Genomic DNA, 15553 nt, shown 5'->3' on the forward strand with positions numbered 1-15553 from the left:
CATATGAGAAAAATAGTGTCTTTTCCTACACCATACCCCGATGAGGATTTTAAAAGCCTAGCGTACAGACATTTTCTCCATTCACCCTATGATTCTTACCTACATAGCAGACAGGAGTTATTCGGTAGGAATCACCAAGGTATGGTTACTTATCCGAAGAGTTTGATGCGCTTATGTGACCATTTAGGAGTCTCGATAGACTTTATTCAAGATATTATCGAATTGCACACGTTCTATCCGCTATATCGGCCATTCTTGAATGAAGAACAAGTGAGTATATGTTTAGAGGCAATGATACATGAGAGCAATAATAACCCTCTGGTTCACAAGAGATTCCAAAAAGTAGTCTCAATAGAAGGTAAGTATTGTCCTACGTGTTTACAGAATGATTTTCAAATGTATGGTGTAAGTTATTTGCATCGAACTCATCAACTAAAGTTTCTAACATTTTGTCATATTCATGGTGATAGTTTAATTACTCAATGCTCAGTTTGTGATATCCCTTTGATGAATAAAACTGGGACTGCCATGCTAATAACCCCCTTCTGTGAAAATGGTCATGAAATAATATCAACAAAAGGGATGGTGGATTCTTTTGTCCGTTCGCTTTTGGAAGACGTTATCGGATTAATGAAGAGAAAAGAAGTGTCCTTAGATTTGATTTATCAGAAACTACTCGTAGAAGCTGGGTATCGTGGGTACATCCACTATAAAGGGGACTTTATCTATAAAAGCAATATGCTTCAGGATTTCGTAGAGTTTTATGGCGAGGAGACTTTACGAAATTTAGATTTAGGACAATTCACGAATGGAAAATTTCTCGTGGAAATGTTCCAAAGAGAAAATCTACATAAGCACGTTCTATTCAATATCCTTCTCATGCGTTTTTTTGGCGGTTCGATAGACGGTTTTTTTGCTCAGAACAATTCATATTCTGTCCCGCTTCCATTTGGCGTTGGGCCCTGGCGATGTCTAAACTTCATTTGTCCATATTATTACAAGCCGATAATCAAAAAATGCTTGCGTAAAGCACACGAATGGGTAACGGGAGTATTCACATGCCCACATTGTGAAATGATATATACGAGACGAGGATTGCCAAAAGAAGAGAATGAGAGCCAATATTCTATAGAAACGATGGGGACACTATTTATTAGTACCGCGGTAAAGTACTATCAAGAGGGTTATCGAATTCAAAAAATAGCTGAGCTCATGCATTCAAATAAAACAACAATTGGCAAATACCTACGGCCGTTTCGTAAAGAGATTTCCCGTAGGTCCAAGAAGATCGATATAGAAGCTGCTCTGAAAGTCATAGAATTGGGGTACACACAAGCTGCTGCAACATCATTTCCTAAGAGTGATGTGTATAAACAGACAGTTCTGGAAGCGATTGAAAAACTAGGGAGGGATGTTACAAGACCGGTGATTAGGAAGTATAACAATCATCGCTACGATTGGTTAATGTGCAACGAGAGGGAATGGATGGAAAGTGTTTTACCACCGAGAAAGAGAATGGAGAAGGAATTGAATCTTAAAACATTAGATGATGATTTATCTAAACTGGTCGAAATTGCAGTCTATCAGTGTAGGGAAAATCCACCGGATAGGAGAATTTCCAAGGCGACGATATTACGAGCGTTGCCTAAAACGATAATGGGAAGATACTATACCTTTCGACGCCTATTGCCAAAGACCACCCAACTTCTTCAAGACGGTACTGAGTCGAAAGATCAGTATGCAGTCCGAAATTTTCCTAACGTATTGCAATGGTTTGAGAGTTCTAGGTATAAAACTCTTTCTTTACAATTAATCCAAACTAGATTTCAGATGTATAAAAATCTCGAACAGGAAACCTTTTCACATATCCAAGAAAAGATAGATAATTATAATACAATGAGGAAGGATTAGATAAATGGATGCACTTTTTTCCTCCGACGTTGCCGGACGAACTACTCTACAGTGTACTAGCAAGATATCATGCATACTCTGGAAACGAAAGCCACAAAAATAGTGTGCGTGATTTCTTTGGTTCCAAAACCATTTGTGCTGTTACTGATTTACCTTGTCATCTAAACAAGTTAAGTACCAGAATTCCCGGGAAGGCGATATCTGCTTACGAATTATTAAACGATAACACTCTTCTATCCTACTTCAAACCTTTCTTACCTGAAGAGAGGTTCAAACAGGCTGAAGAGGAGATGTTACATGGTGACGGAAGCTCTCTATATATGAAGTTGGGTTTACCTGCAAATGGGGTGAAGAACAATAAGTTTCTTCGATACTGTACCATGTGCGTCGACAGGGATCGTTTGCAATATGGCATTGCATATTGGCACAGAGCTCATCAACTACCAGGAGTTACCGTATGCCACCTTCATTCGAGTTTACTCATTGATTCAAATGTCCCATTCTCATCAAGAAGAAATAAGCATGAATTCGTTTCATTAGAAGAGGTGGCTTTACCTAATGTACCAACAATTAGAACCAGTACAGAAGTTAAAATTGCAAAGTACTCCTATCATATTTTAAATTCTGAATGTGACCCAGGTGGTGGAGGTACCCTTTCATATTTTAAATTCTGAATGTGACCCAGGTGGTGGAGGTACCCTTCGGATAATTTACTTAGCAAGATTGCAGGAAATGGGGTTTGTAAGTCCCACTGGGAGACTAAGATTTAAGTTGATAATCCAAGCGTTTATAAATTTATTTGGGGAAAACTGTCTGAATCAGATTGGTTGTAATATTCATCCAACTGAGCAATATTCGTGGCTCCATAAGGTTATGAGAAAAGAACATTTCACTATGCATCCCCTTCGTCATATTCTATTACATATTTTCTTGGGTTTACCCACCCATTTATCGTTCTCGAAGAGAGAAGGAGTTCTACAAATGGATCCCTTTGGGGAGGGACCATGGCCGTGTCTAAACAAAGCAGCGATACATTACAAAGAGTTGATTGTTACCAACTGTAAAGTAACACGATGTTCAAGCACGGGGAAACCGGTAGGGACCTTTAATTGCGTTTGTGGTTTTATTTATAGTCGTCGTGGACCAGATAAAGTAGAGGAAGATACGTATAGAATAGGAAGAATTAAAGGATTTGGATATGTATGGATAAAACGACTAAGCGAACTGGTGGAGGGGGGAAACTATTCACTTAGGGCAAAAGCCCGTATTCTTGGGGTTGATCCAACAACTGTTAAAAACCAAATGAATAAACTCAATGGCTCAAAAATCGGAGTTAATCCTTCAAATTCGACTAAAAAACAAACTAAGACTACGAAAAAGCAGCAGCAGAGACTGTTAGCCGACGAGACGATAAGGAATCTGAGAAGTCAACCAAGGAAGCGGGTAGATTGGGAACAAAGGGATAACATAATTGCTGAAAAGGTACACAGTGTAGCAGAACAATTGTACACGATCAAAAATATGAGGATTTCAAAATCTGAGATCGGGAGAAAAATTGGAGCACTTTCATTGATACATAACAAATTGGGTAAATTACCTAAAACCAGCAAGGAATTATCAAAATATGTTGAAAGTACCGAAGAGTTTCGGAAGCGTAGAATAAGCATGGCCATGAATGAGAGTGAGTTTGCGAGAACAACAAGACCCGCCTGGAAGATTGCAAAGGAAGCAGGTATAAGCTTGAAAGAGTTTCGCCGTCTGATGAATGTCTCAAAAACTTCAGGGAATGGGGCATAATTTTCTAATGACAAACTCGTATTTTCTTTCGTGCTAATAAATAGTTTGGAAAGCACAGCTACAATTTGAACGATAGGTCTTTGACGGAGAAGAGTTCGGAGCAATGTGTTTTCATTTATATGACAGTATTCAATACGACTATGCATTTACCGTGAAGTATTTTATTTCGTAGAAAGGGCATCTGGGAACGTGTGAAAAGAGCTCGTTCGTGAAATCAATCCAGCGAAAATATTAGTTCAAATTTAGGAAGCACTCGGGAGTCATGGTGAATATACGTCGAGACCTCGTGAGCGTGACGATGTGAAGTAACATGAGATATTAGAAAACAAAAAGAAACGTTTCTATCTAACGGATATCGAATCGATTTCGAAATGAAACGGGTGCTGCGGCATCCGTTTTTGTTTGTTGTCTAAGGATAGGTAGATCTCAAAGGAATGTCATGGACTCAAAATCCACCCGAGATGTAATACTGCGGTAAAAATCTATTTCCGAGTTGAGTAAAAACTACTATACTTTGGAAGTGTGACCAAACATTTCATTGGGGCAAGGAGAGTACACAATGTCTCAGGAGTTGCTCATTTTCAAAAAAAACACTGATGCCCCAGGCACCAGTCGTGGTTTTGTGTATCAATATATTAAGACCTTGTTTCAATGGTTGGTTAACTATCGAGACCAGTCAGATATTATAGTTTATTGCGAAGTAGAGGACGATATTAAGCAATTTGACTATGTGAACAAAAGTATTACATGGACTCAAGTTAAAAGTTATTCTTCTTCTTTCAACCTAAGTGGCAGTGAACTTACTAAGACACTATATAATTTTTTTGTGCTGTACTTATGTTACGAAGAATATAAAGGGAAATTTATCTTCGAAACCAATTCAAAACCTTCCGGTAGGGACGAGCTGTTAAACGAATGGATAAATTCACAGCCACTAAATGAGGAGAACGTAGAGTTGCTTGCAAAGCTGGTTGTGAAAACCCAACAAATTTTGCGAGATAGTGCAAATGACAATATTCGTTCTACTTTATCTAGCATCTTACCCAAAATTGAGACACTTGAGGCTAAACAACCTAAAAGTACGGCAGCGAAAAGGAGAAACGCAAAGGAACTAGAAACGTTAAAAGCGGAGTATGAATCTGTCAAAAAACTTGGGGAGAGTTTTCTTAAAAAACTCGATGATGTGGAGATCTTACTGGATTTTGTAAAAAGGATAGAGTGGGTTTTTGAAAAGGAAGATCCAGATAAAGCTCTTCAATCGCTTAAAGCAGAAACGATCACTTTGCTTGGGCAAATAATACCCAACAAAGAGCAAGTCGCATTGTACTTTGAGAGATTGTTGACTGAAATATTTTTCAGATCTGCGGAGGATAATGCTGACTCCCGAACCTTGGATCGTGAGCTGCTCGAAGAAATATTTCGAGAAACCGAGGAAGAGCTGAGAGGCTGCATAGATCGTGAATTCATTGGGAAAATTGAAGGCTTAGGAGTAAAAATAGACGAGGGTTTCGATGAGGTGAAAACACAACTTAACACGTTAGAGCATAAAATTGATTTCATTAGCGAGAAAATAACTCCTCAACCAGAGGATTCGATGATTTTCCCACCTACTGCTGATGAGGATGAGGTGAAGAAAATTTTAGACAGCGATCCTGAGAAGCAAAGTAAATTAGAATCTAAGATAAAAAAGATTGAATTTCAAGATATAGAAAACGAAAACAAAATAATAGCAATAGCCACTGAGATGCGGTGCAACTATCTATTGTTGTTGCAAAAGTTGAAGCTAGGTAACAAACACCATCAGCATAGTATTGTTAAGAACTTAGAAAAGATCGTACAAATTCGTTGCACAAACGCTGTCATCCATAATGGTGAGGAAGGTGCTACCCAGTTCAATTCTAGGTTATTTTGGAAGGAATTTCAGGATGATTTAAGATTACTTGCCAAGGAACAAAGTCGAATGAGCAAAATTGAGATTAACGAAACGGTTGTGTATGGTCAAATGTACCAAATGGCCGCAGAATGCCATTTGAAGTGGAACAATAAAGGGTGAGGGTATGAATAACGATGAAATAAAAAAGATCAACCAATTCTTTGATGCGTTAATCAATAATAATGTTCAGATGGAGACCGTACCGCCACATTTGCGCACTGCTTACATAGATCCAGACGATGATTACGATTTCCATGCGTATCGGATATTACTTTTGCTGCGGATATGTGGGACTAAGCGTGATGGTTTTTTTTCGAACCCTACAATATATGGGAGGAGGAAGTTTTCATTCTTTGATTTCTTGATTAGATATCCATTTTACCTCATGAAAGCAATCGATAAAAGCAACAAAAAATATCTTGCATCTTATATAAATCTTAACGATTATGAGAAAAAAATGGCGTTTTCGCCAATGATCAGGTATATAAGAGGACCGTGGGATCACCGGTATGATTCGATTTTCAATTATATGATAAGCAAAAAGTTAATTGACGTAAAATATGATTATTTCTCAAAAAGCCAAAAGGCGTTTTTGATAAGCCTAACACCTCTTGGGGCGGAAAAGGCTGATGAAATTGTGGAAGTCGAGAAAGAATGGAAGATGAGAATGGAAACCATTAACAAAATTTTCCCCTCAAATGCTACTAATGATTATATTGAAAAATATGTGCAAAAGGAATTTCCATCTCTTATTTTGGGTTATTACGGGGTGAGTGATAGTGTTTATTGAATCCGTTCTAATAAGGGTTGAAACAGAAAAGGAACTGTACGTTCGTTTTGTTCCGTTTAGAGATACTGATGGGACCATAAAAGAGTTCAATATGATTTATGGCGAGAACACATTGGGAAAATCGACGTTTATCCAAAGCGTAATTTTTGCTCTTAAGGGTGAAGATTTATATGGAACGCGTCAAAATGATATTTTGAGTTTCAAGGATTTATTTAGAATACATTACAAGCGGAAAGTTATTCAAGCTCATGTTTTTTTGCAGCTATCCAACAAAGGGACTAGGGTTGTAGTTGCGCGTAACGCGCTAGATTGGAACGATCCTGTATGCGTTTTTTCGGGTGTAGAACTTCAGAAAAGTTCTAATTTGGAGCAGCTGGTACATGACAGCAAGACACGAGCTTTCTACAAAATGCGTAAAGACAAGAACATAAAGGGAAACGAAACTTATCAAGAGTTTTTATTTTCTTTTATGGACATTACCCCAATAACAGAGAGCGAATCTGAAACAAATGGCGAAGATTCTGAGTCAACTGGCGATGTTAAGCTGTTGTTCTACATTCAGAATCTGATGCCTTTGTTTGTTATACAGCAAGAGGCATGGTATGACATTCAAGCGATAAATCCTAGATACGGACTGAAAGATATTAAAAAAACAGCTTTCGAAGTTCTTCTTCAGTTTTCTGGGACTGAAGTAATTACAGCGAGACACGAGTTGGAAAAACTTTTGTCACTGTTGAAACAGAAAACAACTTCGTTAAACGATATCAATGATGTTATCGGAATGATTGCTCTAAAAGACGCCAAGCTAATTGAGGATGAGATCACCCGAACGCAAACTGAAATATTAAATCATGAGCAACGCATTGAAAGGTTGGAATCGGGCAGTTCAGAAAGGAATAATGTTTTTTCCGAAATTCGGAATAAATTCAGGATTTCCTCAATGAAAGCGAGAAGGCATCGGGAAGAGATGCAATCCCTTGAAACGGAAATCGAAGAGTACAATTTCTTTATTAACAAGATTTTGAATGACATTGAAAAGAACGATAAGCTTAAAACTGCAAAAAAGATTGTGGGTATTTTACCTGTGAGCTCATGTCCGCGTTGTCTTAATGCTCTTTCTATCGATGTTGATGATGAATTGGAGAGTGGTAATTGTGGATTATGTGGTAGTCCCTTCAAATCAATACCTCAAGCACAAAGCGAGCAGTATCTTGGGTATTTAAAAGATGAGTTGAGGGACTTTAACCGACTAAAAGAAATAAAGGAGAAAGATAAGGAGGAACTTTACAATAAAGTTGTTTTGGCGGAATTGGAGCAAGCGGAGCTAAAAAGGATGATGGATGACTTTGAAGATAAGTTAAAGCCACGGAATCTCCAGGAATACAATTTTCACGCTCGGCAAATAGGAAAGCTTCAAAATTCGATTACCCATCTTAACAAAGACAAAGAAATTATCGAGCGATTTGAGAAACTACTGAAAGAAAAAGAAGATCTAGAAAAAGATATTAAAGACAAAAGGGCTTACATTAAAGGCATTGAAAAGCAAAAAGAGAAGGACGAGGAGAAAATCCAGTTCTTTGAGAGAACGTTTAAAACAAATCTAAAGAACCTAAGCTTTCTAAAACTCGGTCTCGATGAAAAGAAAATTAAAGACGAGAAAAAGAAAGATGCCGTTTCCCTAGATGATGATCTTGAGAAGATATATGGGCAGATAACAATTGACAGATTTGATTACTTGCCAAAATTGGAGGGGAGGAATCTTTATTATCTTACTTCAAGCAGCGGATTGATTAGGATTATCTTATCATACTATGTTGCTTTGCTTGAGACCGCTTTGAATTATGAGGATTCAGTTCAACACCCTTTACTCCTTCTCATGGACGAACCAAGACAACAAAATTTGGACATCAAAGCGTTTAATTGTTTTATTGATCTTTTTAGAGAGTTAGAGAAGAAATATCAAGGGAAGTTTCAAGTGATTATTGCGTCGTCTGAAAAAGGAAGTGTTAGCGATACCGAATTAGCACTTGACCTCGGGGCTGACACGTATTTGTTACAACCCTTGGATGATGATACAGAAAGTGAATTACCTACTACATAATATGATAGTCAGGCCTCCTTTTATCAAAGGCGGCTTTTTCGTGTAAACAGTTAATTATTTTGTATTCCAAATCTCCTGATCCATAAACTAGAAGCTCGATAGTCACTTATGAACGGAGAAGTTTTGAAAATAACGGGATCGATAGTTTATGACATTCCGTTCTGATGAATTGTTTTTCCTATTCGAAGCAATAACTAAGTATTTTAGATTTGAACATTGATTCTATAGTATGGAATTTGGAGGATTAAATATGAACACATCACTAAACCCAATCGGAATTGTTATGCAAGCCTTGCAGAACTTTTTAGGAAACGATCCCGTTATTATTCTTTCCTTAATAGGGGGTATGTTTTTGTTTATATGGTTATACAAAGAGATAAGTAAAAACATCCACCAGAGAGAACAAGCAAGTCTAGACACTCTTGAAAAGCGGATTACTGCATATGGAAAACTTGAAGTAAGTATTGTGAAATATCTACAGGGGAGGGGAGGAGAACGAAATGATCTAGAAAAGGAACTTTTCGATGTTTTTAGTAACTCTTATCTAGAATTATCTAATAACTTACATCGAAAGATATCTAAGTTTATGACAAGTTTAGCAAATGACCAATTGGAAAAATCACTTGATCTCATTAGGAAAGAGTTAGTTCAATTAAAGCTAAAACAATCCATGTTAGCCAAGGACTCAATCAGAGATAGCTTGTTCGATATTATTGAACTACCAAGTAGATTATTTGCAATTGTATTTAAGCCTGTATTAATAATTATTGTGTATGCCACGTTTGGTTTAACAATTTTAATTGTTGGGTGGTTTATACAGGGCCAGGCAGATCTATTGTCATCAGTTTTAATTATCATAAATGCGTTAGCGGTAATCTTTTTGTTTTTTACCTTTATTGGGATTGTGGATATGATCTATGGAGAAAGATTTAGACATTCAATGACAAATTGGGGATTCATAATCATATATTTTTTACTGAATATTGTAAGTATAATATGGTTTTATTGGTTTAGTGGCTTAATCTTTGCTGTCCTTACAGCAATCTTTATCTACAAGGTGATTCCACGACTGCGCTTGGGGACGGAAGAAAGGGATTAGAAGAGTGGTATTTCCAGGAGAGCTTATGTTAAATAAGATCACTCATTAATGATGAATACAATCCTTCTACATACGACAGGAATTACCTGGGACTGTCGATTCCTAAAAGTGATCTTGATTTTTTAAATCGAAGGATGATTCACTCACAAATCTGCTTTAGTGTCCTTCTTATGATTTAGATATTTAACAACTCTAATGTAATCATAAGAAGAGTGGGCAATTTGAGTGATATTTATTTAACAACTCTAATGTAAATATTATTAGCGAATTAAATAGGTGAAACCTTGATGTTATAACATTTTTCATTTAACAACTCTAATGTCATTGAACACCTGTTAAATGATAAAAATATTTGTCGTTACTAGATAATTAAGTCGGTCACTTAACTTAAGAACAACAGAAAGCCCCAGTGTACCAATTAAAATGGTCATGTCTGGGGCTTTTCATTGTTTGCGTTTGTGGGAGGTCAAAATCCCAAGGTTTCGATTCTAAAAATAAATTTGGAACCTCGGTAACTCGTTTAGGTTACAGTGTTCTGTGTCAGCTACGCTGGGACTGGGACATTTTGCTTTGGTACTCCGCTCTTCGCAAAAAATCAACGGCACGGTCAGGGAAGTCCGTAAACACCCCGTCAACTCCTGCTGTGAAGTAGAACTGATCAAGCAATTCCTCGAAGCTTGCTGCATAGGCAGGGATTTCTCCTTTATCCGCTCGGAAGGTGTATGGATGCACTTCCAGGTCAGCTTCATGAGCCTCTTTGACAAGATTGGTAATGATCAGGTGGTCTCTCGTCGACTCTTCTTTGATGATCATCGGCTTCCATGGCCCTACGCCGTCTGCGTATTTTGAAATTTCTTTCATCGCTCCTTTTTCAAACATCCAATCGTAGTTGTAGGGAACTGCTTTACCGTTTTCATAGATCATGGTTTCGTTCCAGCTGGTTTCTGCCATGAGCTGTACAAGCTTCACGTTCATATTCAAATGTGGATAGAGCTCCGTGCGAATCCGTTTTGCTTCATTGGGGTCGAAAGTCTGTATGTACGCTTTGTCATTCTTGGATACATAACCGTACTTTTTGAACACCTGCAGCACTGCGAGGCTGATGTCCTTTCCTTCGTGTCTATGGAACCAAGGAGCCTTGATCTCCGTATAGATTCCTACGTTACGACCCGTGCTTTTGTTCATACCCTGGATCAGTTCAATCTCTTCTTCCAGGGTGTGAGCACTGAAGCTGGATTTCCAGAGAGGGAAGCGATCCGGATAGTCTTGTACCTGCTTGCCGTTTTCTACTGTGAAGACCTCTGTCCTTTTCAGTTTCTTGATCTCGTCAAGAGTGAAATCAATAACGTAGTACCTGCCGTCTTTACGTTTTCGATCAGGGTAGACCTCGGCTACATTGGTTACGCTGTCCAAATAATGATCGTGCATGATAACCAGTTTGTTGTCCTTTGTCATGACCACGTCTTGTTCGATGTAGTCGACTCCCATCGCGTAAGCCATCGCTTTTGCGGGCAGCGTATGTTCCGGCAAGTATGCGCTCGCTCCGCGGTGGGCGATGACAATCTTATCCGCTTCGGCAAAGGATACGCTTCCAAAGCTTGTTGTAATAGCGAGAGCGGCTGCCAGAGATGTAACCAGTTTTTTCATGTTCTGCCTCCTCCATTTGGATGAAAAAAAGATCCACAAATTTCACTGGTAGGTTATACCATACCAAATGAAATATTGTGAATCTCCTGATCTCCATCACAAAAATATTATGTTGGTTACTAATGTAAGCGATAAAGAAAGCGCTGTCAACAAATAGTTGGCGGCTGCCCTTTTCAAGCAGAAAATTGAGATTCCATAAGTATTGCTGGACAAAAAAGAGCAAGGCTGATCGAAGGACCAACCTTGCTGTTTTCCTTACATCACCAATTACAACTTCACAGGCTCTCCTGCGAATACTTCCAATTCCATAGCTGCTGCAAAAAAGGAGGGAGCTTGTTTCACAAAAGCCTGAAAATGAGCGCTTGCATTGTGGGCCGCTACTGCGGCAGCATCCTTCCACTTTTCTACCATGGTGTAGTGATATTCTTGCTCTGTGCTTTTCAGAAGGGTGTATTCCATATTCCCTTCTTCAGCTTGGCTTGCAGCAACCAGGGCTTTGGCCGCTTGAAGGAAGGCTTCTTCCTGGGCGGGTATCACTTGCAGATGGGCATGTATAATAAGCATGGCTTTCTACCTTTCTTCCAACGAATTTGAATTATTTCCAGGTTGTCACTGTCTCAACAGGGAGACGGTAAGATGGGTATCCTTCCTTGGCTGCTTTCCCGATACTGATCAGCATGATCGGTTGATAACGATCCTTGTCTAAATCAAACGCTTCTGCTATTTGATCCTTTTCATAGCCGCCGATCGGGTTCGTGTCATAGCCGAATGAACGGGCAACCAGCATCAATTGCATGGATACGAGGCCGGCATCGATAAGATTGACATCCCGCAGGTCAGAAGCAGGTAGATTGGCGTAATAAGGCTTTACGGCTTTCAACTGCATGTCCTTCACTTCCTGCGGCATGTATCCAAGCTCGACAGCTTTTCCAAATATCTCATCCATATATTCCGCATTATTCATGTCGACGAATACGGCAATGACGGCGGAAGAGGTGAGTACCTGCGTCTTGTTGAAGCGTGCCAGCTCTGCAAGCTTTTCTTTCCCTTCTTGACTTTCGATCACCACAAAGCGCCAAGGCTGCATGTTGACTGAAGATGGAGCGCGTGTGGCTCCCGCTAGAATTTCAGTCATTTCCTCGCGGCTGATTTTTATTTCAGGATCATAAAGTTTGACAGAACGACGACCAAACGTGATTTCACGAAAATCATTTGTTCTTTGTACGGTGTTCATGTAAAAACAGACTCCTTTCTGGAACAATCAAATATTGTTTTGCATCCGTTTGAGAAAATCAGTTAAGACCTGCGTTTCATCCTCGCTGAAGCCTTCCAGAATCTGCTGGATAAAATTTCGTTTCTCGCTTTTGTACCCTTCAATCCGATGATGTCCTTCTTCGGATAGACGAACGAAGGTTTCGCGGTTATCATTTGGATTTTTGTGTCGGGTCACCATGCCATCTGCTTCCAATTGCTTCAGGTGGCGTGTAATGGCAGCACTGTCGATATTGACGTGCTTTTGTAGCTGGGACTGATTGATTTCGCTGCATTCGCAAAGGATTTGCAAGATCGCGAGACGAGTAGAGCTGATTCCGGTACAGCGTTCGAACTTGGGACTTATTTTATTGGTTAACCCGATGAGCAGATTCAGTATTTGCTCCTCTTCAAATTCCTTGCGTGTCATGAAAAATGCCTCCCGGGGGCAATATGAATAGGAATATTTGACGCATCAACAATTGATACGTCAATTAATATAGCATCTTATTTCAGCGTTTGCAACATATGGTCTGTAAAAGTCGCTGGACGGAGGTGATAGCAATTTCTTCAAGGTATCATCAAGTTCTCCCTCAAAAAAAGGCGGGACGGTATGGTCATAGCAGAAGTTAAGTGATTCATACGAAGAGGGAATGGAGTAAGGGGAGAGGGGGCATCTTACTCCAATCGCAATTAATGGATAACAGAACGAAAGGAAGCTTCACTTGCTAGGTCCTGATGCGCCGAAATCAGTCATGGTCAGCTTTACGAAGTAAGTGATGGGTACGGTGCTGAATGTTTGGTCCCAATCTTTTTTTACTTTCTCCCACGTTTTTGGATACTCGATTCGCAAACGTTCTCCGAATCCGGCAACATCAGCATGGAGATTTTTTTGCATTTTTGCTGTGACACTTTTGACCAATTCCCGTACTTCCAATTCAGCCGCTTTTTCCACCCTTTTCAGGAATTCATTTTCAAAAGGATTTGCGTTCAACACCCAATTTTCAGACAAGCGTCCCTTCGAATTGATATGCACATCAAAGGAAATCTTGTTTCCGTCAACATGGGGAGTGATTTTGCTCTCCATGGTTTCGATCTCATAGATGATGAGTTGACCTGTCTCCTTGTCAAGGCTTCTCACTAGCCCTCCTTTACCTTTTCCGGTTATCCACGTTATGCCCTCCAAATCCATTTCGTTTAAAAATCCCGCCCATTTTTTTGTCTTTCCATTTATCACGGCTGCCCCTTCAAACTTCACTTCTTTGTCAGAAGCGGCTACATTTTGCAAGAGAAAGCTTGATTCGGAATTCAACTTGGCGGTTAATTTGGCGAGTGACACAGGAGGTAAAATTTTGGCTGTTCGGCTTCGGTTATCTACGATTCCAAGCAAATTCAGTGCTGGCAATTCTCCAGGTTTTTTGGTTTCCAAGACATTGCGGGCATTCCCGTTACTAACCAATACCAAGCAGCTTGGACGTATTTCGTTATCTCGCAGAAATAGATCCAGCAAAGATTCCAAACGATGTGTGTGTAACAGAGCCTCGCTAATCACAATGACTTTTAAGTGCGGGCTGAACAAGGGGGCATCATGACTCAACGAAAATTCACGGATGATTGGAAGAATAGATTCACCGGTTTGGGACGCATTCAAATATGCTTTTTGTTGTGGTCCTGCCGAACTGCTTTCTTTGCTTGTTGCTTTTGGGTTAATAAATTGATAAGTCATGGTGATTGTGTCAACGTGAGGAGGGCTATTTCCTTGTTTTTCCATCTTTTTTTCAACATTTGATTTGTTGCCGACATCCAATGCTAAACCGATGCCCATACCCATCTTGTCGATATCCTGGCTACTCCAGCATCCGGTCAATAAGAAGAACAGGAAACACGATAACGATGTCAAGAGGAGAAGCCGCTCACGATGATGACTTTGCTTCATGCTTACCCACCTTCCAGCCAGAAATAATAAGAAGGAGAAGGGGCAGTATGCCAAATAAGAAAATGGAAGCATTGCCCACGAAATCTCCAAGTGCAAATACGCCATTGATTTCTTTCGGAGTCATCGTGATGATGTAGATAACAGGCAGCAATCCAAATAGAAACGGCTCAATATTTTTCTTGAAGAGCTGGGCGAGGCCTAGGGCGGCTGAGTAGTAAGCCAACGTGAAAGTAGAAAAGATTTGCATAATCCATAATACGAGCAGCAACGATTCAAACCGTTCAAAGAGTAAACCGGTAATTTCAAAGCTTCGTATGAGATCAATGGTCGGCCATGTCCTTGTGACGACTCCATCGATTGAAAATGCCCCAATGACCATCACGACTGTGATCAGGTAAAAGATCAACGAGGCGCTAATTCCCACCACAACGGCTTTCACGGCTTTGTTTGGCTGTCTCATGTATACCACCAGAATCATCATTATTTCAAAACCGGTATAAGCGAGCGCAGTTGGTTTAATCCCATCGAACACCGGTTTCCACCCCAGCCCCAATACGGGACGAAGATGATCGATTTCAAAAATTTTTATGCTCATCAAGGAAACCACCAAAAAAAAGAGGACAGTAATTGGCAAGATAATCTCAAGCATACGGGCGAGACAATTGATGCCACCTACGACAAGATAAAGAGCAACCCACAAAAATACCATAACAATGGCCCACGTTGGGGTTTTCTCCAGCAAGTAAAAGGTTGTTACTTCAGCCATGGATCGGACTTGAAGAGATGAGGTTAAACAAAAATAACAGATGATAAGAAGGCTGAGTATCCTTCCAACCCATTCCCCTGCAATCTCCTGGCTGTATTCAAAAAACGTTTTATCAGGGAACCGCTGGCTTAATTTTACAATGATTATCCCAGTGAGCATCGCGAGTAAACCGCCAATGAGGACACTTATCCAAACATCCGGTGTCTTTGCTTTTTCCACTGAGATTCTAGGCAGGGTAAGGATTCCCGCTCCCAGTATAAAGTTGATGATGATCACTGCTGTTTGCGAGGTGGTAATCCGATCATTTCGGGTGGGTATCATT

At 39.7% G+C, this 15553-nt stretch carries 13 protein-coding genes; 7 read left to right on the plus strand and 6 right to left on the minus strand.

What is annotated here, in order from left to right; all coding sequences use genetic code 11:
• The first annotated feature begins 3 nt into the window (after positions 1-3).
• The 7 genes from C7R94_RS17470 to C7R94_RS17500 all read left to right on the plus strand — a co-directional run bounded on the left by C7R94_RS17470 (position 4) and on the right by C7R94_RS17500 (position 9631).
• A complete protein-coding gene (locus C7R94_RS17470; protein ID WP_106783263.1) occupies positions 4-1911 on the plus strand; it encodes a TnsD family Tn7-like transposition protein in 1908 nt (635 codons plus the stop codon).
• 8 nt (positions 1912-1919) lie between these two features.
• Entirely contained in the window at positions 1920-2585 is a 666-nt protein-coding gene (locus C7R94_RS31010; RefSeq protein WP_106783265.1) for a TniQ family protein, read from the plus strand.
• A complete protein-coding gene (locus tag C7R94_RS17480; protein ID WP_158264692.1) occupies positions 2554-3708 on the plus strand; it encodes a TnsD family Tn7-like transposition protein in 1155 nt (384 codons plus the stop codon). Before C7R94_RS31010 ends, C7R94_RS17480 begins: the two co-directional genes overlap by 32 nt.
• 559 nt (positions 3709-4267) lie before the next feature.
• Positions 4268-5761, plus strand: coding sequence for a dsDNA nuclease domain-containing protein (locus C7R94_RS17485; RefSeq protein WP_106783269.1), 1494 nt, complete (start codon positions 4268-4270; stop codon positions 5759-5761).
• 4 nt (positions 5762-5765) lie between these two features.
• Entirely contained in the window at positions 5766-6431 is a 666-nt protein-coding gene (locus tag C7R94_RS17490) for a hypothetical protein (RefSeq protein WP_106783271.1), read from the plus strand.
• Entirely contained in the window at positions 6421-8532 is a 2112-nt protein-coding gene (locus C7R94_RS30330; protein ID WP_199197942.1) for an AAA family ATPase, read from the plus strand. Before C7R94_RS17490 ends, C7R94_RS30330 begins: the two co-directional genes overlap by 11 nt.
• A gap of 250 nt (positions 8533-8782) precedes the next feature.
• Positions 8783-9631, plus strand: coding sequence for a hypothetical protein (locus C7R94_RS17500; protein ID WP_106783274.1), 849 nt, complete (start codon positions 8783-8785; stop codon positions 9629-9631).
• 540 nt (positions 9632-10171) lie between these two features.
• Here C7R94_RS17500 and glpQ read toward each other — a convergent pair.
• The 6 genes from glpQ to C7R94_RS17530 form a co-directional block, all read right to left on the minus strand.
• On the minus strand, positions 10172-11278 hold the full coding sequence (gene glpQ, locus C7R94_RS17505) for a glycerophosphodiester phosphodiesterase (protein ID WP_106783276.1): 1107 nt from the start codon (positions 11276-11278) through the stop codon (positions 10172-10174).
• 267 nt (positions 11279-11545) lie between these two features.
• On the minus strand, positions 11546-11842 hold the full coding sequence (locus C7R94_RS17510; RefSeq protein ID WP_106783277.1) for a putative quinol monooxygenase: 297 nt from the start codon (positions 11840-11842) through the stop codon (positions 11546-11548).
• Between the two features lie 31 nt (positions 11843-11873).
• Positions 11874-12512: a nitroreductase family protein gene (locus tag C7R94_RS17515; RefSeq protein ID WP_047074642.1), complete on the minus strand. Its 639-nt coding sequence runs from the start codon at positions 12510-12512 to the stop codon at positions 11874-11876.
• Between the two features lie 27 nt (positions 12513-12539).
• Positions 12540-12959, minus strand: a complete 420-nt coding sequence (locus C7R94_RS17520) for a MarR family winged helix-turn-helix transcriptional regulator (protein ID WP_106783280.1) — start codon at positions 12957-12959, stop codon at positions 12540-12542.
• Between the two features lie 291 nt (positions 12960-13250).
• Positions 13251-14465 (minus strand): Ger(x)C family spore germination protein, encoded by a 1215-nt coding sequence (locus C7R94_RS17525; protein ID WP_106783282.1) that lies wholly within the window; start codon positions 14463-14465, stop codon positions 13251-13253.
• Positions 14443-15552, minus strand: a complete 1110-nt coding sequence (locus tag C7R94_RS17530; RefSeq protein WP_106783284.1) for a spore germination protein — start codon at positions 15550-15552, stop codon at positions 14443-14445. The genes C7R94_RS17525 and C7R94_RS17530 overlap by 23 nt, the downstream gene beginning before the upstream one ends.
• Position 15553: the final 1 nt, after the last annotated feature.

It is taken from the genome of Brevibacillus sp. NRRL NRS-603 (genome assembly GCF_003013445.1).
GTDB lineage: Bacteria > Bacillota > Bacilli > Brevibacillales > Brevibacillaceae > Brevibacillus > Brevibacillus formosus.

Coding starts and splice junctions, on each gene's coding strand:
- C7R94_RS17470 (WP_106783263.1), top strand. CDS start 4: ATGAGAAAAATAGTGTCTTTTCCTACACCATACCCCGATGAGGATTTT.
- C7R94_RS31010 (WP_106783265.1), top strand. CDS start 1,920: ATGCACTTTTTTCCTCCGACGTTGCCGGACGAACTACTCTACAGTGTA.
- C7R94_RS17485 (WP_106783269.1), top strand. CDS start 4,268: ATGTCTCAGGAGTTGCTCATTTTCAAAAAAAACACTGATGCCCCAGGC.
- C7R94_RS17490 (WP_106783271.1), top strand. CDS start 5,766: ATGAATAACGATGAAATAAAAAAGATCAACCAATTCTTTGATGCGTTA.
- C7R94_RS17500 (WP_106783274.1), top strand. CDS start 8,783: ATGAACACATCACTAAACCCAATCGGAATTGTTATGCAAGCCTTGCAG.
- glpQ (WP_106783276.1), bottom strand. CDS start 11,278: ATGAAAAAACTGGTTACATCTCTGGCAGCCGCTCTCGCTATTACAACA.
- C7R94_RS17510 (WP_106783277.1), bottom strand. CDS start 11,842: ATGCTTATTATACATGCCCATCTGCAAGTGATACCCGCCCAGGAAGAA.
- C7R94_RS17515 (WP_047074642.1), bottom strand. CDS start 12,512: ATGAACACCGTACAAAGAACAAATGATTTTCGTGAAATCACGTTTGGT.
- C7R94_RS17520 (WP_106783280.1), bottom strand. CDS start 12,959: ATGACACGCAAGGAATTTGAAGAGGAGCAAATACTGAATCTGCTCATC.
- C7R94_RS17525 (WP_106783282.1), bottom strand. CDS start 14,465: ATGAAGCAAAGTCATCATCGTGAGCGGCTTCTCCTCTTGACATCGTTA.
- C7R94_RS17530 (WP_106783284.1), bottom strand. CDS start 15,552: ATGATACCCACCCGAAATGATCGGATTACCACCTCGCAAACAGCAGTG.